This is a genomic window from Lentilactobacillus hilgardii (genome assembly GCF_009832765.1).
Taxonomy (GTDB): Bacteria; Bacillota; Bacilli; order Lactobacillales; family Lactobacillaceae; genus Lentilactobacillus; species Lentilactobacillus hilgardii.
Window position 1 is genome coordinate 2,550,298 of record NZ_CP047121.1, and the last position, 24,644, is coordinate 2,574,941.

The 24,644-nt window shown below is 41.6% G+C and carries 19 protein-coding genes, 1 pseudogene and 1 riboswitch; of the genes and pseudogenes, 9 read left to right on the forward strand and 11 right to left on the reverse strand.

Translation table 11 applies throughout. The annotated features are described in order from the left end of the window. Positions 1 to 3: 3 nt before the first annotated feature. The 5 genes and pseudogenes from GQR93_RS12130 to GQR93_RS12150 all read left to right on the forward strand — a co-directional run bounded on the left by GQR93_RS12130 (position 4) and on the right by GQR93_RS12150 (position 5,006). Complete coding sequence (locus tag GQR93_RS12130; RefSeq protein ID WP_004466401.1) at positions 4 to 813, forward strand: ABC transporter permease; 810 nt, start codon at positions 4 to 6, stop codon at positions 811 to 813. Then, a complete protein-coding gene (locus tag GQR93_RS12135) occupies positions 813 to 1,634 on the forward strand; it encodes an ABC transporter permease (RefSeq protein ID WP_004466399.1) in 822 nt (273 codons plus the stop codon). Before GQR93_RS12130 ends, GQR93_RS12135 begins: the two co-directional genes overlap by 1 nt. Continuing rightward, positions 1,631 to 2,702 (forward strand): annotated as a pseudogene (locus GQR93_RS12140) (ABC transporter substrate-binding protein). The gene GQR93_RS12135 and the pseudogene GQR93_RS12140 overlap by 4 nt, the downstream one beginning before the upstream one ends. Before the next feature lie 78 nt (positions 2,703 to 2,780). After that, a complete protein-coding gene (locus GQR93_RS12145) occupies positions 2,781 to 3,110 on the forward strand; it encodes a hypothetical protein (protein WP_003559007.1) in 330 nt (109 codons plus the stop codon). A 444-nt stretch (positions 3,111 to 3,554) separates the two neighbouring features. Next, positions 3,555 to 5,006, forward strand: a complete 1,452-nt coding sequence (locus tag GQR93_RS12150) for an MFS transporter (protein WP_035444654.1) — start codon at positions 3,555 to 3,557, stop codon at positions 5,004 to 5,006. Positions 5,007 to 5,073: 67 nt separating this feature from the next. On the opposite strand, the gene GQR93_RS12155 is transcribed toward GQR93_RS12150, so the two are convergent. The 8 genes from GQR93_RS12155 to lysA form a co-directional block, all read right to left on the reverse strand. Beyond that, a complete protein-coding gene (locus GQR93_RS12155; protein WP_004466392.1) occupies positions 5,074 to 7,800 on the reverse strand; it encodes an HAD-IC family P-type ATPase in 2,727 nt (908 codons plus the stop codon). Positions 7,801 to 8,068: 268 nt separating this feature from the next. After that, entirely contained in the window at positions 8,069 to 9,151 is a 1,083-nt protein-coding gene (locus GQR93_RS12160) for an aspartate-semialdehyde dehydrogenase (protein WP_003559001.1), read from the reverse strand. Between the two features lie 99 nt (positions 9,152 to 9,250). Next, entirely contained in the window at positions 9,251 to 10,438 is a 1,188-nt protein-coding gene (locus GQR93_RS12165; protein ID WP_004466390.1) for an aminotransferase class I/II-fold pyridoxal phosphate-dependent enzyme, read from the reverse strand. Positions 10,439 to 10,455: 17 nt separating this feature from the next. Continuing rightward, entirely contained in the window at positions 10,456 to 11,229 is a 774-nt protein-coding gene (gene dapB / locus GQR93_RS12170) for a 4-hydroxy-tetrahydrodipicolinate reductase (RefSeq protein WP_004466388.1), read from the reverse strand. Between the two features lie 87 nt (positions 11,230 to 11,316). Beyond that, the gene (dapA, locus tag GQR93_RS12175) at positions 11,317 to 12,207 is read right to left on the reverse strand and encodes a 4-hydroxy-tetrahydrodipicolinate synthase (protein ID WP_004466386.1); all 891 of its coding nucleotides are present in this window, start codon (positions 12,205 to 12,207) and stop codon (positions 11,317 to 11,319) included. Between the two features lie 48 nt (positions 12,208 to 12,255). Then, entirely contained in the window at positions 12,256 to 13,416 is a 1,161-nt protein-coding gene (locus GQR93_RS12180) for an N-acetyldiaminopimelate deacetylase (protein ID WP_003558994.1), read from the reverse strand. 4 nt (positions 13,417 to 13,420) lie between these two features. Then, complete coding sequence (gene dapD, locus GQR93_RS12185; protein ID WP_004466383.1) at positions 13,421 to 14,131, reverse strand: 2,3,4,5-tetrahydropyridine-2,6-dicarboxylate N-acetyltransferase; 711 nt, start codon at positions 14,129 to 14,131, stop codon at positions 13,421 to 13,423. Between the two features lie 306 nt (positions 14,132 to 14,437). Then, positions 14,438 to 15,745 carry a diaminopimelate decarboxylase gene (lysA, locus tag GQR93_RS12190; RefSeq protein ID WP_004466378.1) on the reverse strand — a complete coding sequence of 436 codons (1,308 nt, stop codon included), beginning with the start codon at positions 15,743 to 15,745 and terminating at the stop codon, positions 14,438 to 14,440. A gap of 114 nt (positions 15,746 to 15,859) precedes the next feature. Continuing rightward, positions 15,860 to 16,042, reverse strand: a riboswitch (Lysine riboswitch). Positions 16,043 to 16,456: 414 nt separating this feature from the next. On the opposite strand from lysA, the gene GQR93_RS12195 reads away from it, so the two are divergent. After that, on the forward strand, positions 16,457 to 17,860 hold the full coding sequence (locus GQR93_RS12195) for an aspartate kinase (protein WP_004466376.1): 1,404 nt from the start codon (positions 16,457 to 16,459) through the stop codon (positions 17,858 to 17,860). Between the two features lie 31 nt (positions 17,861 to 17,891). After that, a complete protein-coding gene (dapF, locus tag GQR93_RS12200; protein WP_004466374.1) occupies positions 17,892 to 18,881 on the forward strand; it encodes a diaminopimelate epimerase in 990 nt (329 codons plus the stop codon). 96 nt (positions 18,882 to 18,977) lie between these two features. Here the strand turns inward: dapF and GQR93_RS12205 are convergent, their stop codons facing one another. Together GQR93_RS12205 and GQR93_RS12210 are read right to left on the reverse strand one after the other, a co-directional pair. Next, on the reverse strand, positions 18,978 to 19,187 hold the full coding sequence (locus tag GQR93_RS12205; protein ID WP_004466372.1) for a hypothetical protein: 210 nt from the start codon (positions 19,185 to 19,187) through the stop codon (positions 18,978 to 18,980). Between the two features lies 1 nt (position 19,188). After that, on the reverse strand, positions 19,189 to 19,782 hold the full coding sequence (locus GQR93_RS12210; protein WP_004466370.1) for a hypothetical protein: 594 nt from the start codon (positions 19,780 to 19,782) through the stop codon (positions 19,189 to 19,191). Between the two features lie 130 nt (positions 19,783 to 19,912). Here GQR93_RS12210 and GQR93_RS12215 point away from each other — a divergent pair, with 130 nt between their 5' ends. Together GQR93_RS12215 and GQR93_RS12220 are read left to right on the forward strand one after the other, a co-directional pair. After that, positions 19,913 to 22,279 (forward strand): ATP-dependent DNA helicase, encoded by a 2,367-nt coding sequence (locus GQR93_RS12215; RefSeq protein WP_004466368.1) that lies wholly within the window; start codon positions 19,913 to 19,915, stop codon positions 22,277 to 22,279. Between the two features lie 61 nt (positions 22,280 to 22,340). Next, positions 22,341 to 23,192 carry a fumarylacetoacetate hydrolase family protein gene (locus GQR93_RS12220; protein WP_004466366.1) on the forward strand — a complete coding sequence of 284 codons (852 nt, stop codon included), beginning with the start codon at positions 22,341 to 22,343 and terminating at the stop codon, positions 23,190 to 23,192. Between the two features lie 397 nt (positions 23,193 to 23,589). On the opposite strand, the gene GQR93_RS12225 is transcribed toward GQR93_RS12220, so the two are convergent. Then, on the reverse strand, positions 23,590 to 24,642 hold the full coding sequence (locus tag GQR93_RS12225; protein ID WP_004466364.1) for a lactonase family protein: 1,053 nt from the start codon (positions 24,640 to 24,642) through the stop codon (positions 23,590 to 23,592). Positions 24,643 to 24,644 lie beyond the last annotated feature (2 nt).

Genomic DNA, 24,644 nt, shown 5'->3' on the forward strand with positions numbered 1-24,644 from the left:
ACATTGAAAAAAAGCTTCAGAGCAATGTTTTACACGCCTTACATGATGTGGCTGGCCTTGTTTGTAATCGCACCGGTGGGATTGATCGTTTATTATTCGTTTTTCAACATCTCACATCAGTTTACTTTTGATAATTATGCCACGTTCTTTCGCTCCGGCACTTATTTAACCATGACGGCAAACTCAGTGCTTTACGCCTTTTTAATCACGTTGATTTCTCTTCTAATCAGTTATCCAATGGCATTGGTCATCAGTAAATTGAAACATCGTGATCTATGGATCCTACTCGTCATTTTACCAACATGGATTAACCTGCTGCTAAAAGCATACGCCTTTATTGGCCTACTAAGCCATGACGGACTGGTTAACAATTTGTTTGAATTAGTCGGACTGCCAGCTCAACATATGCTGTTTACAGACACCAGCTTCATCCTCGTTGCGTCCTATATCCAAATTCCGTTTATGATTTTACCAATATATAATTCATTAACCGACATTAGCGACTCTTATATCAAAGCAAGTCATGACCTGGGCGCAACCAATTGGCAGACCTTAACCAAAATCATTATTCCCATGACCATGCCCGGTATTAAATCCGGCGTTCAAATCGTCTTCATCCCTTCCTTATCACTCTTCATGCTTTCAAGATTGATTGGTGGTAACAAGATCATTACACTTGGAACTGCGGTTGAAGAGCATTTCTTAACAACGATGAACTGGGGAATGGGTTCCACTATTGGCGTGGTCTTGATCATCTCAATGGTAGTCGTCATGCTGTTTACCAACACTAAACGAAAGAGGGGGCGCAACTAATGAGCAATCGGTCCTCAAAGCTTGGAAAGATCTATATTGTCATTATCTTTTTGCTTTTGTACATGCCCATCCTCTACCTTATTATCTATTCGTTTAGTAAGGGAACGACAATGACCAATTTCCGCGGTTTCAGCCTCACCCACTATGGTGAACTGTTTCATGACAAACGAATGTTGGCTATTTTTCTTGATACCATTTTAATCGCCCTGTTGTCCTCAGTCTTTTCTACAATTATCGGTACACTAGGTGCTTTGGGGATCAGTAATGCCAAACGGGAAAGATCCAGGCAAACATTGTTATCGTTGAATAATATCCTACTGGTCTCTCCTGATGTCATTATGGGTGCCAGTTTTCTGATCTTCTTTACATCCCTGAAAGTGCCATTAGGATTCTGGTCAGTTCTTTTAAGTCATATTGCATTTGAAATTCCCATCGTCGTTTTAATGGTCCTGCCAAGGCTCGATGAAATGAGTCCCTCACTGATTAACGCCGCAACCGATCTGGGCGCAACTTCTGGGCAGGTTTTAAGCAGAGTGGTTTTGCCTTTTATTCAACCCGGAATTATTGCCGGATTCTTCATGGCGATTACGTATTCTTTGGACGACTTTGCGGTCACTTTCTTTGTTACAGGAAACGGCTTTACGACATTGTCGGTTGAGATTTACTCACGAGCCCGTCAAGGCATCAGTTTGGAAATCAATGCCCTGGCCGGCATTATGTTTGTCTTTTCGTTGATCTTGGTTATTGTCTATTATTTCATCGAAAACCACAATTTGGTTTCACGCCGAAAGAAGGATAAATTGGGGGTGGCTAACCAATGAAAAAGTTTATAATCGCTATTGCAGTTCTATTGGCGATTTGTGCCGGCTTGGGACTTGGCAGCCATGAATTGACCAAATCAACCGGTGATTCCGGCAGTAAAGTTTTGAATCTTTATAATTGGGGAGATTATATCGACCCTTCCCTTCTGAGTAAATTCCAAAAAGAAACCGGTTATCATGTTAATGTTGAAACCTTTGACAGCAATGAAGCAATGTACACTAAAATTAAACAGGGCGGTACCAACTATGATTTAACAGTACCAAGTGACTATATGGTTCAAAAAATGAAAGCAGATCATATGCTGATTCCTTTGGATAAATCAAAATTGACCGGTATGTCTCACTATGGTGCTTCATTTATGAATAAGAGTTTTGATCCGGGCAACCGTTATTCAATTCCCTACTTTTGGGGGACACTTGGTATTATCTACAATGACAAATACATCAAGCCCGGTGAATTAACTCATTGGGACCAACTCTGGCACTCAAAATATCGAAATGACATTATGCTCATTGATTCTGCGAGAGATATTATGGGATTCTCCCTGATTTCTCAAGGCCATTCAGTGAACACAACCAATACGAAAGAATTGATAGCAGCTAAGAATAAATTGAACCGTCTTTCACCAAATGTTAAGGCGGTCGTTGCCGATGAGATCAAGATGTATATGGCCGAAGGCGAAGCACCTATTGCAGTTGACTGGTCCGGTGAAGCGACCGAAATGATGTCACAAAATGCTCATTTACATTACGTTGTGCCAACCGAGGGCAGTAACATGTGGTTTGATAATTTGGTTATTCCAAAAACTGCGAAACATTTTAAAGCAATCTATGCTTTCTTGAACTTTATGAATAAGCCGGAAAATGCCGCTCAAAATGCTAAGTATATTGGTTACTCAACGCCCAATACAGATGCTTATAAACTTTTGCCAAAGTCTGTTCGAGACGATAAACAATTTTATCCCCCCCAAGCGGGTTCTTGATAAACTGGAGGTTTACAGTAACCTCAGTGCGAAGAAAGTCCAACAGTACAATGATCTGTATTTGGAATTCAAAATGCATCATTAAGAATCAATCAACTATCATGATTTGATTGGTCATTGGTAGCGAAAAGATTTACACTAAAATATGAGGTGAATAATAGAAATGGCAAAGCAAAACAGAAGACGAGACATCATTGTCGATATGAACGAATTCATCGTTACATATGCGGCAACCTTGTTAGACCCGTCACAGAATCTTTCAAAACTGATTTATGACACGACCAAAGATGATATTACAAAGATGGATGATCTATTCAAAGACAATGGATTCGGTCGAAAAAATAAATTCGTCAATATCGGTGAGGGTTTCCTTCGCGATTGGAAGGGCTTGGATGAAGAAGAAGCCAAGCAGCAAGCAGATCAATTGGCAAAGGATGCCATTGATTACTTGGGTAAAAATACCGATTATTTCGAAACATGGAGAACGGATTAGTGTGCGAAACAAAGCGGTTAGCACCCGGAGTATAAGACGTCGATTTGGGAAATCCCGGTTTTGGATTTTTCAAATCGATCTCTTATATGGAGTGGTGCTGCTTTGAGGAGCAGTCCTAGTTAGTGTGCAAAACAAAGCGGTTTACGTTCGGAGTGTAAGGCGTTCTTTTTGGAAATCCCGGGTTTGGATTTTTAAAAAGAATCCCTTACATGCAGAACGTTGCTTTGAGAAGCAGTCCTAACCAGTGTGCGAAACAAAGCGGTTAGCACCAACAACCACATAAACTAACGAAACCAAAAGGGTGACCATCAATTGATTTTAATCAGTTGATGATCGCCTTTTTCATCCTATACACTCGTTAAGCAAATCTCGCTCGTTTTCTGCATAACTGCGTATAATGTTATTTGATTAATCAAGTGTTTATGATTCGAGGGGGGACATACATTGAAAAATACATCTAATTCGACACAATCATCACCTTCTACGACACAAAAGAATGGCTGGTGGGTTTTAGTTTCTATTGGAACCTTTGCGTTCATGTCTAATCTGGATTCAAGCATCGTCAATATTGCAATGCCAATTATGGCTAAAGAGCTACATGTGCCGATGAATCAAATCGAATGGGTCGTTTCCGCCTATTTAATTATCTTGAGTGCCCTGCTTTTATTTTTTGGAAAACTGGGCGATCTTTACGGGAAAGTTAAGGTTTTCCGCATCGGAACAGTTGTCTTTCTTGCCGGTTCCTTTATCTCCGGTCTTCAAATCAACTTCCCGGTTCTATTGATTGGCCGAGCGATCCAGGGTATTGGTGCCGCAATGACCCTTTCCAATACGTATGGTATTACAACCTCAACGTTTGGGGTTAAGGAACGTGGCCGAGCAATGGGGTTCGTCGGGACATTTGTCGCACTCGGAGCTATTGCGGGTCCCGGCTTGGGTGGCTTAATTTTGTCCCAGCTTTCTTGGGGATATATTTTTTGGGTCAATCTGCCATTTGGTATTTTTGCCATTATTCTTGGGGCGATTGTCATGCCAAAGTCTTATCAAACTACCGGCAAGGGGATTGACTGGTTTGGCTTTATCAACTTTGCCCTACTCATATTCGGACTCTTCCTGGGCGTTTTCCTTGGTCAGGAAATCGGCTATACAAAACCACTTCCACTTATTTTATTCGCGATTGCCATCGTGACTTTCTGGGGCTTTATTCACACTGAAAAGCGTACCAAGAATCCATTAATGCCCCTTTCGATGTTTAAAATCAAAGCATTCTCCTATGGATTGGGCGCAGCCGTTTTAATCTTCTTATCGAACTTCTTTACGGTTATTATTATGCCATTTTACCTGGAAGATGCACGTGGTTTAACTGCTGGTCAAGCAGGTGCGTTATTGATCATCTTCCCAATTGTAATGGTTTTTGCCGGTCCAATCGGCGGCTGGTTTGCCGACCATTTCTCACAGGCAAAGGTTGCAACCATTGGTCTTGCAATCGTTGCGTTTGCTCAGGCATTATACTATTTTCTAACCCTAAACAGCCCAATATGGGTCTATGTCATTATCACCATTGTTATGGCTGTCGGAACCGGATTATTCCAGTCGCCAAACAGTGATATTGTCATGTCGGTTGTCCCTAAAGACCAGTTGGGAAGTGCCGGAAGTTTGAATGCGCTCGCTAGAAATATCGGGATGATTTCCGGAACTGCTCTGTCAACAAGTGCCTTATTTATTGGCATGAGTATCAAAGCAGGCTTTCATGTGACAACCTACCTGCCAAGTCAACCGGAAGTCTTTATCTCAGGCATGCACATTGCCTTTGCGATTTCACTAATCATTATTATCGGTGCATTAATCCTGTCGATTCTCCAAGGCAGAAACGTTAAGGCAACCGACTTAAAATAGATCCTATTAAAAAACGTTGATCTCCTAATATAAGAGGTCAACGTTTTTTAAAAGCTAGATTTTGTTTTTATTCACGAATCTTTGTAGCCTGCCCCGCACGTTTTCGATATTGAATCCGAATCAGTTTAATAATTTCCGTTACGACCAGCACAACAAATCCACAGATTGCCGGAACAACCCAACCGTAATAGAAATTAATTGTAGCTGTATGGAAGATGCCCTGCATGAATGGTGCGTAAACCAAGAACGCTTGTAAGGCTAGTAGAATTCCGATAATCCCAAAGGCCATCTTATTTTCAAAGAAGTGTTTGGAAATGATCGGATACGAATTACGAATATTGAAGAGATAGAAAATTTTACCGAAGATGATAATGTTAACAGCCATGGTACTGCCCAGAACCGGGTTCAATATATTCGCATCGACAAACTTGTCGAAGGTGAATATACCAAGTGACGAAATCAAAACTGACACATAGACAATTTCAAAAACGTCCATCTTGCCCAAAATCCCCTTAGTCACATCACGTGGTCCTCGCACCATGATCGATTCCTCTGCGGGTTCGAAAATAAATGCGAATTGAATGGTCAAAGCAGAAACGGTGTTGATCCAAAGCAACTGGGTTGGATATAGCGGTAATTCCTGTCCCATAATCATACTGATCAAAACAACCAGTCCCTCAGCAAAACTTGTTGGTAAAAGGAATCGAATTGTTTTTTGAATATTATCAAACACATGTCGACCTTCAGAGACGGCATCTACGATAGTGGTAAAGCTATCCTTAACCAATACCATATCAGCGGATTCTTTGGCAACGTCCGTTCCTTTAATTCCCATAGAAATACCGATGTTGGCTTGCTTTAATGCCGGTGCATCATTAACACCATCGCCGGTCATCGCAACAATTTTCGAATTAACCTGCTGTGCACGAACGATTCGTAATTTATTTGCAGGTGTTGTCCGTGCAAAAACATTATATCGACCAATTTCTTTACTTAATTCTTCATCGGACATCTTGTCAATCTCCGGACCGGTAATCGCATGAATGCTTTCATCCAAATCCAGTTTCTTGGCAATCGCGGTTGCCGTATCAGGATGATCACCGGTAATCATATTAACCTTGACCCCTGCCCGTCGCAAATGATGAATGGCCGGAATGACTTCTTCACGGGGCGGATCCATGATACCAACAATGCCACTTAATTGGATGCCTTGAGAAATATCATCCATCACGATTTCATTTTCGCTGTTGGAAACATCTTTCCAACCCAATGCCACAACTCGTAATCCCCGATCGGTTAACTTGTTAACCTGTTCATACCAAGAATCGGAATCAAAATCAGGATGGCTTGACTTGACCATATCAAAAATCGTTCCAGGAGCACCCTTAACCATTAATTCATTATGCTGCTTGTCATCATCAATCAAGCGGGCGCTATAACGATAAGCCGAATCAAAAGGTAACGTATCCAGCTCGTCAACTTCGGGAGCCCGCCCCATTAATTTATGAAATAGGGTTGTTAAAGCCCCATCGGTTGGTTCACCCGTCAAACGCCACTCACCATCAGTTTGAACAAGTTCGGCATCGGTCGTTGTTCCGGCAATTTTAACCAACTCAACAAAATTTTGATCATTTTGCCAGTCGACTTTTTGACTGTCCAGTAAAACATTACCCGAAACGCCCTTGTCATTATCCACAAATCCTGTACCTGTTACTTGATAGTGATGATCATGGGTAATAACGTCCGTTACCGTCATTTCGTTTTTGGTCAGTGTCCCTGTCTTGTCCGTATCAACAATATCAACCGCTCCAAGGGTTTCAACAGCAGGCAATGTTTTAACAATTGCCCCTCGTTTAGTCATGACTTGAACACCCCGTGCCAAAACAACGGATGTTGATGCGGGTAACCCCTCGGGAATCGATCCAACAACCATGGTGATAATGGCGATCGTTAGAACAGGTAAACTATAAATTTTTGTATATAAACCAAGGATGAAGAGTAAAACTGCAATTACGACGATAAAAACTGATAAATTAACGCCTAATTTATTTAAATTTTTCATTAACGGCGTTACTTGAGTCTTAACATTAGAAACACTTTGCTGAATACTACCGATTTCGGTTCTCGAACCGGTTCCAACGACAATCCCCATTCCGGAGCCTTGTGTTACCGCTGTTGAAGCATAAGCCATATTGGAACGTTCGGCCAACGGAACGGATGCTTTATCAATGGGATCCTCGGTCTTTTCAACCGAATTACTCTCACCAGTTAACGTTGATTCCTGAATTCGTAAATTATCAGCTGAAATCAACCGCATATCAGCAGGAACCGCATCTCCCGCTTCCAAATTCACCAAATCACCAACAACTAATTCTCGAGCCGGAACCTCAATCTTTTGACCATCACGGACAACGTAATTTTGACTAACCAATAATTCTTTTATCTTGGTTAACGCATTGTCTGCTTGGATTTCTTGAAAGAATCCAATAAACGCATTTGCAATAATCACAATCCCGATAACAGATGAATCAGAATAGTGGCGAAGCAGAAGCGTAATGACTGCCGCAGCTATCAGTATATAAATAATACTATTATTAAACTGGGCAATGAATTTAACCAGCTTGCTTTGCTTCTTAACTGTTAATTCATTATAGCCACCTTGAGCTAATCGTTTCTCGGCTTCCTGCTCACCTAATCCATTTTCAGAATTAGTCCCATATTCTTTAACCAATTCCTCAGTAGAATCCTGCCATAAGCCCTGTTCGGGAGGAGCCTCAGTAATTTTCTGTTCCATTCAATGTATCAACCTCTCTTTTAATAAAATTAGACGAACCTTAAAACAATTTAGATCTACTATAAAAATATTATATGATATTTGACGGCATACCTACAAGTAGGACATCCCGAAACGTGTTGGATCATCTATCTTTTTAGACTATATCGATAAATATCGGTTTATAAAAAAAGATCGGGCAAAAGGCTGCTTTGTCTCGATCTCTTGTGAAACGTCATTATTTAACTAAAACGCGCATTAGAAATTTAACTATTCCTTGAACACATCTTTATTTGCCTAAATATGGATTATCAGGAACTCGAACCAAATCATCAGCAACCAATCGTTCAGCAATCTGAACCGTATTCCATGCAGCACCCTTTAGAAGGTTATCAGAAACAACCCACATGTGATAGCTGCCTTCATTTTCATAATCCGGTCGAACCCGTCCGACAAATGTTTCCCGTTTGCCTTCTGCCTCAATTGGTTGTGGATAAATTTGATGTGCCGTATCATCTTGCAAAACAACGCCCGGTGCATCAGCCAAGGCTTTTTTAATTTCATCGGTATTTGCATTGTCATCGGCTACTTCAAAGTAGACCGTTTCACCATGGGCAATTCTGATCGGAACCCGGACACAAGTAGCGGTTACCTTAATATCCTTGGCATCCATATCATCCAACATAATCTTCTTGGTTTCATGAATCATTTTCCATTCTTCATGAGTGTAATAACCATCTTGCTCGAAGACATCAATCTGTGGCAATAGGTTAAAGGCTTGTTGGTAGTGTTTCTTATCACCTTTTGTCGGTAGAATTTTTGGATCGGTCTTTTCACCGTTTAATACCTGTTGGGATTCTTCCATCAATTCATTTAAAGCAGATTGACCGGCACCCGAAACTGCCTGATAGGTTGAAACGATCACCTGCTTTAACCCATATTTCTTATAAATCGGGTTAAGGCAAACAACCATTTGAATTGTTGAGCAGTTTGGATTGGAGATAATTCCTCGATGATTGTACAACGCTTTTTCATTTACTTCTGGAATAACCAACGGAACTTCCGGCTCCATCCGAAAAGCACTGGTATTGTCAACACAGACCGCACCACGTTTAACAGCCTCTGGCAAAAATTTCTTGGAAATAGAACCTCCAGCAGATGCCAATACCAAGTCAACGCCTTCAAATGATTCAGGCTTAGCTTCTTCAACGGTCACATCCCGGCCCTTGAATTTAAGCTTTTTTCCTGCAGAATGAGCCGAAGCAAGCAACTTAACACTCTTAACGGGGATGGTTGATTGTTCCAACTGGCTAATCAGCCGAGTTCCAACGGCTCCAGTAGCACCTAAAATTGCAACGTTAAATTCTCTCATCTCAAAATACTCCCTTATTGTAGAAACTCTAATTATAATATAATCATACTTTAATCTTAAGCGAATCACAAGTGTCTTTCCGACATCTTTGTGGCATCTCTATTTCACCCTATCCAACAGATAAGCGCTCATCCGATCCATTGCCAACTTAATATCTTCGTCCGAGGCCGCATATGACATTCGAATATAGCGTTCACCACCAGGTCCAAAGGCTGACCCGGGAACAACACCGACTTTGGCTTTTTCGGCAAGATCAGTCGCAAATTCTACCGGTGTTTCGTTTATTGTATCAGGAATTTTTGCAAAAATGTAAAAAGCGCCTTGAGGCAATGCAATTTCCATTCCCATTTCTTCCAAACGCTTAGCAATGTAGTCACGGCGCTTATTATATTGTTCACGCATTGGAACCGCATCTTCCAAACCATTTGTCAAAGCTTCCAAAGCTGCATATTGAGCCGGATTTGAAGGACAGGTAACAGCAAAGCCATGCATTTTTGCAGCATTAGTGACAAAATCTTTTGGTGCCGCAAAATAACCGATTCGATACCCGGTCATCGCGTGAGATTTCGAAAGACCATTTACCACAATGGTTTGACCCGGCAAAAGCTTTGCGATTGAATAATGCTTAACGCCATACGTCAATTCGTTATAAATTTCATCAGCCAAGACAAACATGTGGTGCTTTGAAATAATATCAGCCAGGGCTTGCAATTGTTCTTGGGAATATTCTACACCGGTCGGGTTTGATGGATAGTTCAAGACAATTGCTTTGACACGATCCCCGTTTTCATCCAGTGCTTTTTGAAGTTTTTCAGGAGTTAAAACAAAGCCGTCATCCGATGTATCAATTGTAATCAATTCGGCGCCGGCAACCTGAATGATTGGAAAATACAACGCAAAAGCCGGTGTAGGGACAATCACTTTATCTCCGGGATTCAGCATTGATGTTAATGCCGAAAAGATGGCTTCGGTTGCACCAACTGTCACCACAATCTCTGTTTCGGGATCATAATCAACACCGGTACGATTACTTAAATAACGACTGATGGCACGTCGTAATTCGATAATCCCCTTTTGAACCGAATAATGGGATTTATTATCTTCAATACTTTTAATAGCCGCCTGTTTGACATGCTCCGGTACATTAAAGTCCGGTTCACCAAGTGTCAATTTAACAATTCCGGGAATTGACGAAATTTTCTGATCAAATTCTCGAATACCTGAAGGTCCGACTGCCTTAATGTGCTTATTAACAACTTCTGAAAGTCCCTTATCTAACTCTGGCATAATATCCTCCGTCTCGCTTATAAAATATTTTCCAAACCAACAATTAACTTGGTTGCTTTTGCCGCGGCAGGTACCGCAAGTTTAACACCGTTCATAAATGAGCCGCGGTCAAACGAGTCTTGGCGAATTGTCAATGCTTCTCCCGTGCCCCCAAACAAGACCTGCTCGTGAGCAACATAACCCGGAAGCCTGACCGAATGAATCTTTATACCATGATAATCGCCACCACGAACGCCTTTTAACGTTTCTTCGGATTTTGGAGCCGGATGATCTCCACGAACCTCGTCAATCATCTGTGCAGTTGAAAGGGCCGTTCCAGACGGCGCATCCAGCTTATCATCATGGTGCATTTCGATAATTTCAACATCGGGCATGTATTGAGCAGCCTCTTTTGCAAATTTCATCAGTAGAACTGCTGATAACCCAAAGTTGGGTGCGATGATCCCCCCAACCTTCTTTTGGTCTGCTAATTCCCGTAATTGTTGAATCTGGTCATCTTTCATCCCTGAGGTACCGACAACCGGATGAATGCCATGTTCAATCGCGAATTTAACATTACCAAAAACCGCACTCGGAATTGTAAAATCAATCCAAACATCTGCATCGGTCTCAATCTCGTCCAGACTACTAAATAATTTGACGTTCTTATTAAGACCCATGCCTTGCATATGGGCAACATCAATACCTGGATTATAGGCACCAACCAACTCAAAATTATCGTCTTCATTAATCATTTGAACCGTTTTTTGGCCCATCGATCCCATGAAGCCAGCAACTAGAACCTTTATCATAGTAAACTCCTTGTGTAATTAAATATTGTTAATTTATCGAACGCAAGCTGCAAAAAATCAGAAACTTACATTCCGAACGCCAACCGCTTAGTTTTGCACACTCTCCAGGTCTCTGATTCCCAATCTCTTTGCAAGGATGGCCTTTTCTTCATCGTCTAATGACAGGATTGGCAAACGGCAATCGCCAACATGGTATCCCTGAGCGTTTAGGACAGCCTTAACAGGTGATGGTGACGGATAACTGAAAAGCGCTTTGATCTTTGGGCTTAAGAACCTCATTAGGTCACCTGCTGCTTTGTAGTCGCCATCATAGAGATCATCATACATTTGACGAATTTCCTTACCATAGATGTGACTGGCAACCGAAATAACACCACGGCCACCAACGACTTTTGCAAAGAGTGCCTGAGCATCTTCACCCGTGAAAACGTTAAAGTCATCATCGGTATGCTCAACGATATATTCGAAATCATCCATTGACGTACACTGCTTTACACCGGCAATATTAGGATTCTTTGATAACTCAACCACCGTGTCGTTTGCCATTGTGACACCGGTTCGGCCTGGAATATTGTAAATGATCAACGGAACCGACGACTGTTCAGCAACCGCTGTAAAGTGGGCGATCATCCCTCTTTGATCTGGTTTGTTATAGTATGGCACAACAACCAACGCGTAATCAATACCGGGAATGTGACTAACTTCTGAAGTGAATTGTGCGGTTTCGTAAGTGTTATTACTGCCTGTACCGGCAATAACAACGCCGCGACCATTTACGATCTTAGCAAAACGCGTGTACAATTCAATCTTTTCATCATGACTTAAGGTTGGTGTTTCGCCAGTCGTACCACCAATTACAAAGCCTTTGCTACCAGTATCAATCAAGTGATTTGCCAACGTCTCAAGTGCGTCAAAGTTAATCGTACCGTCATCACTAAATGGGGTAATAATTGCTGTCATAATATCTGCGTTAATCATAAAAATCCCTACTTTCTATATTCTTAGTTTCAATAGTCTTCCAATTTTTTATAAAACCGATTCACCCTGTCTGAACTCAAGAAATCTAACAATCGAATTGACGCCTTTAGGAATCGACGATTCTTTTGGATTCAAAGTAGCAGCGTGTAATGCTGAATCATCTTCGACGCCCAACCAAAACATCGTGCCGGGAATTTTTGATAATAAGTACCCGAAATCTTCACCGGTCATTGCCGGTTGAGTTTCAATAAATTGTGTTTGCGGATCCTGCTTAGCAAAATTGATAAATCGTTTTGTCAATTCATCGTTATTTTCTACGGGAAGATACCCACCTTGGTTAAAAGCAATGTTGACAGTTGCACCATAACTGGTTGCCACTCCATTGGCGACCTGTTTGAGTCGGTCAACAATGTGTTCAATCATTTTCTGGGTGAGACCACGAATAGTTCCTTCAATTCGGGCTTGCCCGGCAATCACATTTCGAATGGTCCCGGCATCCAACTTCCCAAATGTAATTACACCGCCCTCAATCGGGTTAACGCTTCGGGAAACAATTGTTTGAACCTGGTTAATAAATTGAGCCGCCGCAACCACCATGTCGTTGGCATCCTGTGGATAAGCCGCATGCCCGCTTTTTCCAATCAAATCAACATTGACTTCCGTTGTTCCCGCAAATAGCGTGCCCATGCGGCAGCCAATTGCTCCCGCGGGTAAGTTGGGATTATCATGCAGTCCGTAAAATTCATCCGGTCTCCATTTGCCGGCAAAAACGCCCTGTTCATAGGCAACTTTACCGCCATTCTGACTTTCTTCTGCCGGTTGAAAGAAGAACACCATATTATCTTTTGGCTGATGCTCACTGAACCAGCTGAGAACGCCCAACGCAACCGTCATGTGGATATCATGGCCACATGCATGCATCACACCGGGTGTTTTAGAAGCAAATGGTAACCCTGTTTTTTCAGTCACGGGCAACGCATCGATATCGGTTCGATAACCAATCGTCCGCTTGGGATCACTTCCGTGAATATACACAAGTAATGCGGTTGGTAGGTCAGGAACCTCTCGGATTTCAAGATATTGCTGGTTAACCCCCTTAATGACAGCTAACAGATATTGATGAGTCTCGAACTCATGCATAGCCAATTCAGGATGCGCGTGCAGGTGCCTGCGAATATCAATTAAGTTTTCCGTTGTTAATTGGGCCATTAAATCACAGCTTTCTTAAATCGTCTTCCAACTCTGTCTTGGACTTAGTCTTGGAATCGACATCCTTGATTTTCTTCGCCGGCATACCGGCAACCATCGTATATGGTGCTACATCTTCAGTCACAACCGCGCCGGCTGCCACAACGGCACCTTCACCAACGTGAACGCCTTCAATGACAACTGCATTGGCGCCGATCAGAACATTGTCATCTATTTGAACCGGTTGGGCAGAAGCCGGTTCGATCACACCGGCCAGTACCGCACCGGCACCAATATGTGAATGCTTACCAACAATTGCACGGCCACCCATCACGACGCCCATATCAATCATGCTGTCTGCCCCGATTTCGGCCCCGATATTGATAATAGCGCCCATCATAATGACAGCATTATCGCCAATTGTGACGTGCTCTCGAATGACAGCCCCCGGCTCAATACGGGCATTGACATTTTTGGCATCCAGCAATGGAACGGCGGAATTTGTTGCATCGGATTCGATTTTCGTGTCTTTAATCTGATCTTTATTTGCCTTCAGGAAAGGCTCAACGTCCTTCCAATCGCCAAACAAAACGGCAGTGTGTTTCTCAACAAACGCTTCTATTGATTTGGGAATCTCAACTTTTCGAAGAGCACCCTTAACATAAACTTTCACCGGCGTCTTCTTCTCGGCATTTCCGATATACTCAATAATTTCCCGTGCACTTAGTTGTTCCATTGCAATAAAGTCTCCCTTATAAGTAGTAGTTTTATGATTTTTATATAGTTGTCTGAATTAGGACTGCTTCTCAAAGCATCACCACGCCACGTAAGGGATCAAATTGAAAAATCCAAATGCGGGATTCCCCAATTTGACGCCTTACGCTCTGGGTGATAACCGCTTTGTTCCGCACACTTGGCTTAGGACTGCTTCTCAAAGCAACGTTCTGCATGTAAGAGATTCATTTCAAAAATCCAAAACCGGGATTTCCGAAATGAACGTCTTACACTCCGAACGCTAACCGCTTTGTTCCGCACACTTACCTTATTCAAGTGGTTGATCAAGTCGAATCAGATCTTCAAACGTTTCTCGACGAATCGCCAAATTATCTTGACCATTTTCAACAAAAATAACGGCTGGTCTTGGATTTCGATTATAATTGGAAGCCATCGCATATCCATATGCACCGGTAGCCAGCATTGCCAAAACATCTCCCGGCTTGGTCTGAGGCAACGCCTGCTTTTGAATTAAAATATCACCGGACTCACAATACTTGCCGGCTACCCGTACCGTCTCTTTAGCCGGTGCCTTGGGATCATTAGCCAAAACTGCATCATATTCAGCTTGATAAAGGGCTGGTCGAATATTATCGCCCATGCCACCGTCAACCGTGACATACGAGCGAATGCCCGGAACGTCCTTTCGACTGCCGACAGTATAAAGATTGTAGCCTGCAGGACCTGCAATTGACCGGCCCGGTTCAATCCAGACAGCCGGCATTGGAAGTGCCAACTCCCCGGCTCGCTTCTTAATTGCTTTAACAATCGCATCAACAAACATTTCCGGTGCAATCGGATCATCTTCTTCGGTATAGCGGATACCAAACCCACCGCCGACATTAACGACTTTTGCCACATACCCGATTTCCTTGTGCCACTGACCGACTGTATCAATCAACTTTGTGGCAGCCAGTTCAAATCCCTTTACTTCAAAAATCTGTGAACCAATATGGGCGTGAATGCCGAGCATTGTCATCCGTTGGTCAGCCAATACTTCATCCAAGGCCTTACGAGCCTGACCACTTTGCAGATCAAAACCGAATTTGCTATCTGTCTGACCGGTTTGATCATATTCATGAGTGTGGGCAGAGACGCCTGGCGTTACTCGCAACATCACATTAATGTGGGCATCTTTATCTTTCAAAATCTGCTTTAGCAAAGCAATTTCATGGAAATTATCCAAGATAATAACCCCGATTTGGTGATCAACAGCCATTTCCAATTCTTCAACGGACTTGTTATTACCATGAAAGCTGACATGATCCATTGGAAAGCCCGCTTTAATAGCGGTATATAATTCGCCTCCTGAAACAACGTCGATATGGACATTTTCCTGATTGACCAGTTGGAACATCGCAATGCAGGCAAATGCTTTGCTTGCGTAACTAACCGCATAATCCACATGATTGTCTTCAAACACCTTTTGAAAATGATGGATTTGATTTCTGATGGCCGATACATCATAGACAACCAGTGGGGTTTTGTATTTTTTGACAAGATCAAGTGCATCTGCACCACCGATTTCCAAATGTCCGGCTTGATTAATCTGAATTTGACTGATATCACTACTCATTTAAATTTCCTCCAACTCATCTTCAAAAAGGGTACAAAAAAATCTCTTTGTTCAGCGGCTAACTAAACAAAGAGATTCAGAATTTTAAGTGCTCTAATATTCTTTATCAATTTTGTCGTCGTTAGCGCCCCGCAGCTGACGATTTTCGCTGCGACAGTCCATAGCCTCTTAAGCTAAGTCCCAGCGCGCCAAGGTCTGCTTCCCTTGGTGCTTCGGCAACCGCCCCTTTCATTAGCTTCAAAGTTCAAGCAGGAACTCCACTAATTACTCTTGTTGGTTGCAACCTCTAATGATTATTTACTAATCAGTTTATAATGCTTCTCATCATCCGTCAACCTTTTAATGCAAATTTGCACAAATCAATTTCTAACACAGCAATGAAAGTCGTAAAGATAAACAAAATGATAAATTTAAGCAACTAATGAACTAATTACAATAAACATTATACACTTTTCTCGTCATTTTTCAGAAAAAATTACTCATCAATCACTTTCCAATATTATTTTTTTGAAATTAACATCTTTCCGTCACATGATGATCTTAACGCGTCACAGCTCAGCATAACGTTTCAAAATGACCAGTCTCCATATCTATTTGTTACTATTAATTTTTTCACGAGACTTTACTAGTTTTCAAAATGTGCTAAAATTCGACTTAACGATTTTTAACTAAATTTTTAATTTATGGGAAAACAGGGAGTGGACGATTGAGATGAAAGTTGTTAAGTTTGGTGGAAGTTCGCTGGCAGATGCGGCGCAGTTCCAAAAAGTGATTCAAATTATCCAAGATGATCCGCAACGAAGGGTCGTCGTCACATCAGCACCGGGAAAAAGATTCACCGGTGACATCAAAGTCACAGATCTTCTAATCAAATATGCCAATGCAACGTTAGCTGAAAAGAAGAATGATTATGCTTCCGCTATTTTTGCGCGTTACCAGGAAATCGGAAATGGTTTTGGTGTTGATCAAAACATTTTGGAAGATATCCACTCAAAACTGATTGCTTTGCCTAATAAGGCTTATCCGAATGACGATTACCTCATGGCTGCTTTTAAGGCACACGGTGAGCGACTCAACGCGGAATTATTCGCGGCATGTCTTAATAAACTTGGCACAAAGGCCCGCTTTGTCGACCCTTCGGAAGCCGGTATTTTACTAACAGACAATCCAAACGGTGCCTCAATCCTTGAAGAAACCTACGCTAATTTAGACCAATTGAAATACGGTGATGAAAAGTTGGTTTTCCCCGGTTTCTTTGGTTTTACCAAAGATGGCAATATCGTGACGTTTGCGCGTGGTGGCTCCGATATCACAGGGTCAATCCTCGCGCGTGGCCTTCACGCTTCCCTGTACGAAAACTTTACTGATGTTGATGCTATTTATGCCGCAAATCCCAAAATCGTTAAAAATCCAATCCCGATTTCTAAAATGACGTTCCGTGAAATGCGTGAGTTATCCTATGCCGGCTTTTCCGTTTTCAACGACGAAGCCATTATTCCCGCCATTCAAGGACAAGTCCCGATCAACGTTAAAAATACAAATAACCCTGAACTTCCCGGCACATTGATTGTGCCTGAAAAGGACCTCTCAATTAAACGTCCCGTAACAGGAATTACCGGTTCAAACCGCTTTGCTGCTCTTTATCTACACCGGTATCTGTTGAACAAGGAAGTCGGCTTTACGCTTAAAATTCTTCAGATCCTTTATAAATATGGTGTTTCCTATGAACACATGCCATCAGGAATTGATGACCTAACGATTATTTTCGATCGCAATCAGCTCGATGACCAGACCATCCATAAGATGTGCAATGATATTCAAAACACAGTTAATCCGGATGATATGGAATGGATTGACGATTATGCGATCATTATGGTTGTTGGTGAAGGAATGCGTGCTAGAATTGGAACAATAGAGAACATTATTCGGCCGTTGGCAACTCATCACATTGCCGTTCATATGATCAACCAAGGGGCTTCACGAATCTCAATTATGTTGGGAACCCGTGAATCCGACGCCGATAATGCGATCAGGTATATTTACGATAATTTTTTTAAATCAGGTGAAATGGCCGCTGAAGAACTTCAAGCCAGCCTTGATTCATCAAGCATTTAATTTATAGAACTTATGATATGGAGGCACAATTATGGTGCAATTACTAAAAGTCCATGGCTCACAAAATCAATTCTTTATCTTGGATCAAACCGAGTTGAAAACGAAATTAAATCAAGAAGAATTGGTGGCACTCACCAAGCAGATTACTGATCCGGCCAAAGGACTTCTCGATGGTGCCGATGGTGTTTTAGTGATTGATCATTCTGATCATGATGGCACTTTAGGCAGCATGCAGGTCATTAACACAGACGGCAGTATTGCGTCAATGTGCGGTAATGGGTTACGCACAGTTTCACGCTATTTGTCAGATAAATACCATCAGAATTCATTTAAAGTTGAAACAATGGACAGCGATCTGGCCGTCCATCGTGAAACCAGCCTTGCACCAGGTGTTCCAACGTTTAGTGTGGAAATATCACCGGTTACTTTTAACAAAGAAAGCCTCCCCTTTGACAATCTTGACGGTGATACTTTGATTGACCGTGAAGTACCGGCATTTACCAAGGGGTTAAAATTCACGGCAATCGCAGTTCCCAACCCACATCTAATCAGCTTTGTCAGCGAAGAGGTCATGAATTCGGACGCTTTAGGAAAATTAGGCAAAGAACTGAATCAGCCAAATCCATATTTTACTGATGGTGTAAATGTCAGCTTTGCCCAAATCCTAGACCATAATCAATTATTTGTTCGGACCTATGAACGTGGTGTCGGTTTTACAAATGCTTGTGGAACCGGTATGTCGGCAACTAGTCTTGCTTTCTGCCTCAATCACCCAGAAGTAAGCGACTTCGAAGAAACCATTTCTGTTTATAATCCGGGGGGCATGGTTAAGACGCGGGTTCATGATGACGATGGCTCTTATCACATCGATTTAATTGGAAACGCCACATTCACACACAAGGTTGAAATCCCAGAAACTGATTTACACGCAAATCAGTTGCAACATGCTGAGATTACCGATACCGGTGAACAAAAAGATTATTTAAACTTTGTAAACGACTTAAAGCAACAGGAAGCCTAATCAAAAACAAAAGCTCGTAAGATCCGCAGCCTTAATGATGCGGATCTTACGAGCTTTTGTTTTTCAATGATTTATCGATTTAATCCACACACTGATTTAATGTTCTGTCTGCCACACTGCCTTAATCAGTTGATTTGCCATCACCCTGCAGATCAACTCAATCAACTGATCCTGCATATACGCTTTGGCGTCAAAGCTGACCGATTCGCCGTTAATCGCCGTTATTGTCATGTCATGAGCTTCAATTTTGATATTATATTCGGCAAAGGTTTTAATAATCGATTGCAATTTAACCTGATCCATCATTTTATTGGCCTCCCAGTCTCAATTTCAACCGCCACTCATCCTGGCGGACTTGATTGATTTTCATTCGTAGATCCATCAACTGCGAAACGGATAATAGAAAGTCTTTAACCTGTTCATAATGCGTCTTACTTGAAAAATAATGATTCGCTTTTCGCTGTGATAATTTATCAATTTTCGTTTGAAGATCCTTGAGATACTTTTCAACAAACTGAATGGTATTTTCACGAATACTGGCCAGATTAGCAATCTGCTCATCTCCAGGATCCTCAATTTCCAATTCCTCAACCAGCTGAAACCCGTTTAGATCTTCAGAATCCGTATTCAGTAACAAAAAGTCCCCACTTTCAACCGCACTTTGATACGTATCAAGGTTTGTTTTCGTTAAATACCCGGGTAGTTGTCTGTCAGTTAATTTCACCAGTAGAACGACATTTCTGGTAATCCCCGCACCAAACTTAATATGAATCACAAAATTCTTTTTGCCTATGTAGTTAACATTGTCCAAAATAAGCTGTGGATTATTTGTAACGACTTCCCCAAGTGAAAAATAAGATTGACCCTTTTTTCTAACAATTTGACCAAAAACCGGCTTCATAGTCTTCCTCCGTCTAATTCATTTTCAAGTTGTATCAAGATGATTTTTGAAATACAATGACACTCAATGTTCATTTTAACGTATAATAGATTGGAACACACGTTCAAGTTAGACCAGTGAAGGGAATACCATGACAGTTCATCAAATCGGCATCCGCCAGCTCGTTGAGTTTTTACTCAGGACCGGCGATTTAAGCCCTATTACATCAAGTGAAAATACGCCTCAAGAGGGCAGTAGAATCCATCGTAAGCTTCAAAAAAGGCGTCCCGACAGTTATCAATCCGAAGTCAGCCTGAAAACCTCATTTCAATATTTAGAGGACGAGTACATTGTCGAAGGCAGGGCTGACGGAATTGATTATCAGGATTCAACCGTTCTAATTGAAGAAATCAAAACTTCGGACTTGGAATTCCAATCGGTTCCGGAGTCAACCATTCAATTATATTGGGCACAAGCAAAAGTCTACGCTTATATTTTAATGGAAAAAGATGCGCTTGACGACATTCGATTACAACTGACATACGTTCAAACTCCCGACGAAAGAATCACGACCAGGTTTAAATCTTACACCAAAGATGAAGCAACATCTTTCTTCAATGAGTTGGTTGCCGAGTATAAAGCTTGGATTAAACTTCGCCGGGAATTAAATGAGCAACGTATCAAATCGGCTAAAGCACTTCGTTTCCCGTTCACAAACTATCGTCCGGGCCAGCATCAGCTTGCTGTCAACGTTTATAAAACAATTATGCTGGAAAAGCATTTATTTATCGAAGCTCCGACCGGAACCGGTAAAACCATTTCTACTCTCTTTCCGGCCATTAAGTCAATGGGTGAATCACTAATTAGCCGAATCTTTTATTTTACTGCCAAACAAAGTACACGTCATGTAGCTGAAAACACCATCTCACTCATGGCCAAAAATGGACTGACACTTAAAAGTATTACCCTGACCGCTAAAGACAAAATAACATTTCAAGAAGAACGGGATGTCCCACCCGAAAAGAATCCCTACATGGTAGGTTACTATGATCGGGTGCGACCGGCAATCAAAGATATTATTTTAAATGAAAATCAAATCACGAAACAAACGATCGAAAAATACGCCGAGAAGCACAAGGTTGATCCTTTTGAATACTCACTCGATGTCAGCCTCTTTTGCGACATTATTATTTGTGACTACAATTATCTGTTTGATCCCCAAGTCCACTTACAGCGGTTCTTTTCCGTTCCGGATAAAGAAAATTGTTTTCTCGTTGACGAGGTTCACAACCTAGTACAGCGCTCCCGTGAAATGTACTCGGCAGCTTTGAAACTAAGTCCAATTAAGCCACTGATCGACACACTCTCGAAACAAAAAGAAGCCAATAAAAAAATCATCAAGAAGCTGGAATCGTTAAAACGCGCCTTTAAAAGGTACAGTAAAGAGGCTGGTGAAACTGTAAGCCGCCAAATTGCCCAAACCGCCCCCATTGATAATTTTAACAAGACACTCGGAGATTTAATTGCTGAAATACATGAATGGTTGGCAAATCAAAAACCTTCCCCAACCGTTGATCTGGTTGTTGACTATTATCTACAATGTCGAAGCTACTATTTGATTTCCCAATTCTATGACGAAACTTACCGTACCCGTGTGATCGTTGACGAAGATCATCATGATATTATTTTTCGACAGTTCTGTATGGATCCCAGTAAGCAATTGAAAGAGAGCTTGAGTTTAGGAAGGGCTGCCATACTTTTCTCAGCCACGCTTAGTCCAATCTCTTATTATCAAAGAGTGTTGGGAGATGAAGCAGACAGTTTGCCAATGATTTCCACCTCATCGTTTCCCCAGCAAAACTGCCAGGTTATCATTGCCAATAATATTAATACACTCTACGCAAATCGGGGCAAGAGTATTCAACCGATCTGTGAAACCATCTTTACTCTTGTTTCTCAAAAAAAAGGGCATTACATGATTTTCTTTCCGTCCATGAATTATCTTGATGCTGTTTTGTCTGAATTTTCAACTATATATCCGGAAATTAAGACCGTTAGACAGGAATCGACAATGGATAATTTTGCCAGGCAGCAATTTTTAGATGAGTTTCGCCAGACTCCGGAGCAAACCAAAGTTGGCTTTGCTTTGCTTGGTGGTATCTTTTCTGAAGGAATCGACTTAAAGAATGACCAACTGATTGGCGTTGGAATCGTAAGTGTTGGCCTTCCTGGGATGAACGCTGAATCTGATTTAATCCGTGATTATTTTGATTCAATCAACGGTGAGGGCTTTTCATTTGCATATCAGCTTCCGGGGTTTAATAATGTAAGTCAAGCTGCAGGAAGAGTGATTCGTACCAACACCGATAAAGGGGTTATCGTTTTAATGGATCGTCGGTTTAATCAAACCAGATACCGAAAAATCTTCCCAAAACACTGGGCAAACATCCAAGTTTCAAATAATCCCAAACAGTTGGAAAATCAGCTCCAAAACTTTTGGAAGCAGTTCCGAAATTAAGACCAAAGGTGTATACTAGTATCACTATTCATTCATTGAATTATGCCAGGAGGGATTCAGTTTGAAATTAGCAATGTATGATCATAAGCCAACGTTTGTCGCGCCACAGAATAATCAAATTTGGGGTGTGCCAATCACTGGGTATGACTCAATCGACGATATCTTGAACGATTGGCAGAGCTTCGAATCCAAAGTACTTATCAATATTTCAGACAAGGCCATTATTAATGACGATCGCGCTGAGCCGCTTGATCCTAAAAAATTTGAGCAGCCCGTTACCCATCCCCGTCAATTACCGGCGCTCGGCTTTAACTACCTTGATCATATGGAGGAGATGTCAACTGCCCGTCCAAAACGGCCAAACGTTTTTAATAAATTTGTCAGTTCTCTTGCCGGTCCAACAAATGCTATTCATTTGAGTAGTGATACTGTTGACTGGGAATCCGAATTGGTTATTGTCATCGGTAACGGTGGCCGCAATATCAGTCGGGAAGATGCTGAGGACGCCATTGCCGGCTACATGGTTGGTCAGGATATTTCAGATCGCACCTTGCAAGCAATCGATGGTCCAAGTACCCAGTTCGATCTCGGAAAATCATATCGTAATTATTCACCGGTTGGCCCTTATATCTCAACAATTGCCGATACTGACGACATTGTTTCAAAGCAAATTACGACCAAGATCAACGGTGAAATCATGCAGCAGGCAACTGTTAGTCAAATGATTTTCGATATTCAAACATTAGTCTCATATATTTCAGGTGTCATCGAGTTATACCCGGGAGACTTGATCTTCACAGGAACACCAAGTGGTACCGGTGTAGGAAGGGATCCACAGGTATTCCTTAAATCAGGAGACGTCTTCACAAGTGAAATTGATGGCTTGGGAATGATTGAAACGAAGGTAAATTAGAGAGTGTGAAAAAAAGCGGTTAACTTCCAGAATATAAGCCAAAAACTTAGATATTCCCGAACTTGGGATATTTAAGTTTTTGGCTTATATGGCCGGAAGTTGCTTTTTTATCACACGTTTCAGCTAAATGACAGCATACATCAACAATAACCCTGGATTTGGGTTATTGTTTTATTAGCTTATATGGCCGGGATCAGTTTTTTGGTGCACGTTTCAGCTGGCTAAAAATGTCCATCTGATATTCCCGAACTTGGGATATTTAAGTTTTTGGCTTATATGGCCGGAAGTTGCTTTTTTATTACACGTTTCGGCTAAATGACAGCATAGATCAATCAAATGAGGCCGAAACAAAGTCACTTTGCTTCGACCTCTTGATTTTTATTGTTGACAATTAACCTTACTTTTTTCTCAATACACAAACCGGTTCTGGTACCTTAACGTCCTTTTGGATCATTGTCAGCTTACCAGTTTGAGCATCTCGTGTGTACAACGTTCCGTTATCAGAATTTTGATTGACACAAATCACAAATGATTCATCGTCACTGAAATTAAAGTCGCGTGGAAAATCGCCTTCGGTTGAGATACGTTGGATCAATTGTACATTACCTTTCTCATCTGAACTAAAGACGGCAATTGTATTATTTCCCCTATTGGACACATAAACGAATTTGCCATCTTTCGAAATCCGAATTGCAGCAGCGCCGTTATGCTCGGTCCAGTCTTCGGGAATTGTTGATGAAATACTTCTTAGTGTTAATTTCCCTGCTTTTTCGTCATAATCCAAAACAGCTAAATGACTACTCAGTTCCCCAACCAGATAAGCAACCCCTTTCTTTTCATCAAAGGCGATATGCCGAGGACCATAACCATCTTCCATTTGTAATTCACTGACAGGGGTTAATTTGCCACTATCATCAAGATCATAAATAAAGACTTTATCAACACCAAGATCCACTGCAACTACTCGATTATCAGGTGTTAAATTAATATAATGGGGATGCGGGCCATCCTGTTGTTCGGGCCGAAAACCCAATGTTCCTTTATCCATGATTCTATCAGCACGGGTAATGGCACCATCACCGGCAATCTTGTAAGTACAAATTGTGCCGGCGTGATAATTGGCCGTAAATACCAACTTGCGTGTCTCATCAACAGCAATGTAGGCTGGCGATGTTTCTTGATCGTGAATCGAGGCAATATCCGTTAATGGAAAATCTTCAGACTTGCCATCCCACTCCTTAAAACCACCCGTTACATTGTCGTCTTTATCTTTAACCTTGGTAATCGCATAAATCCGCTTACTGTTAGATTCAGCAACATACGTGGGGTCAATTGCATCACCAACAAACTGTAAATTCTGCAATTTTTGATTGTCTGTGTCCAATTCAAGCTGATAAACACCTTTACTGATTCGTCTGGTATAAGTTCCAATCAAATATTTTTCTATCAAAA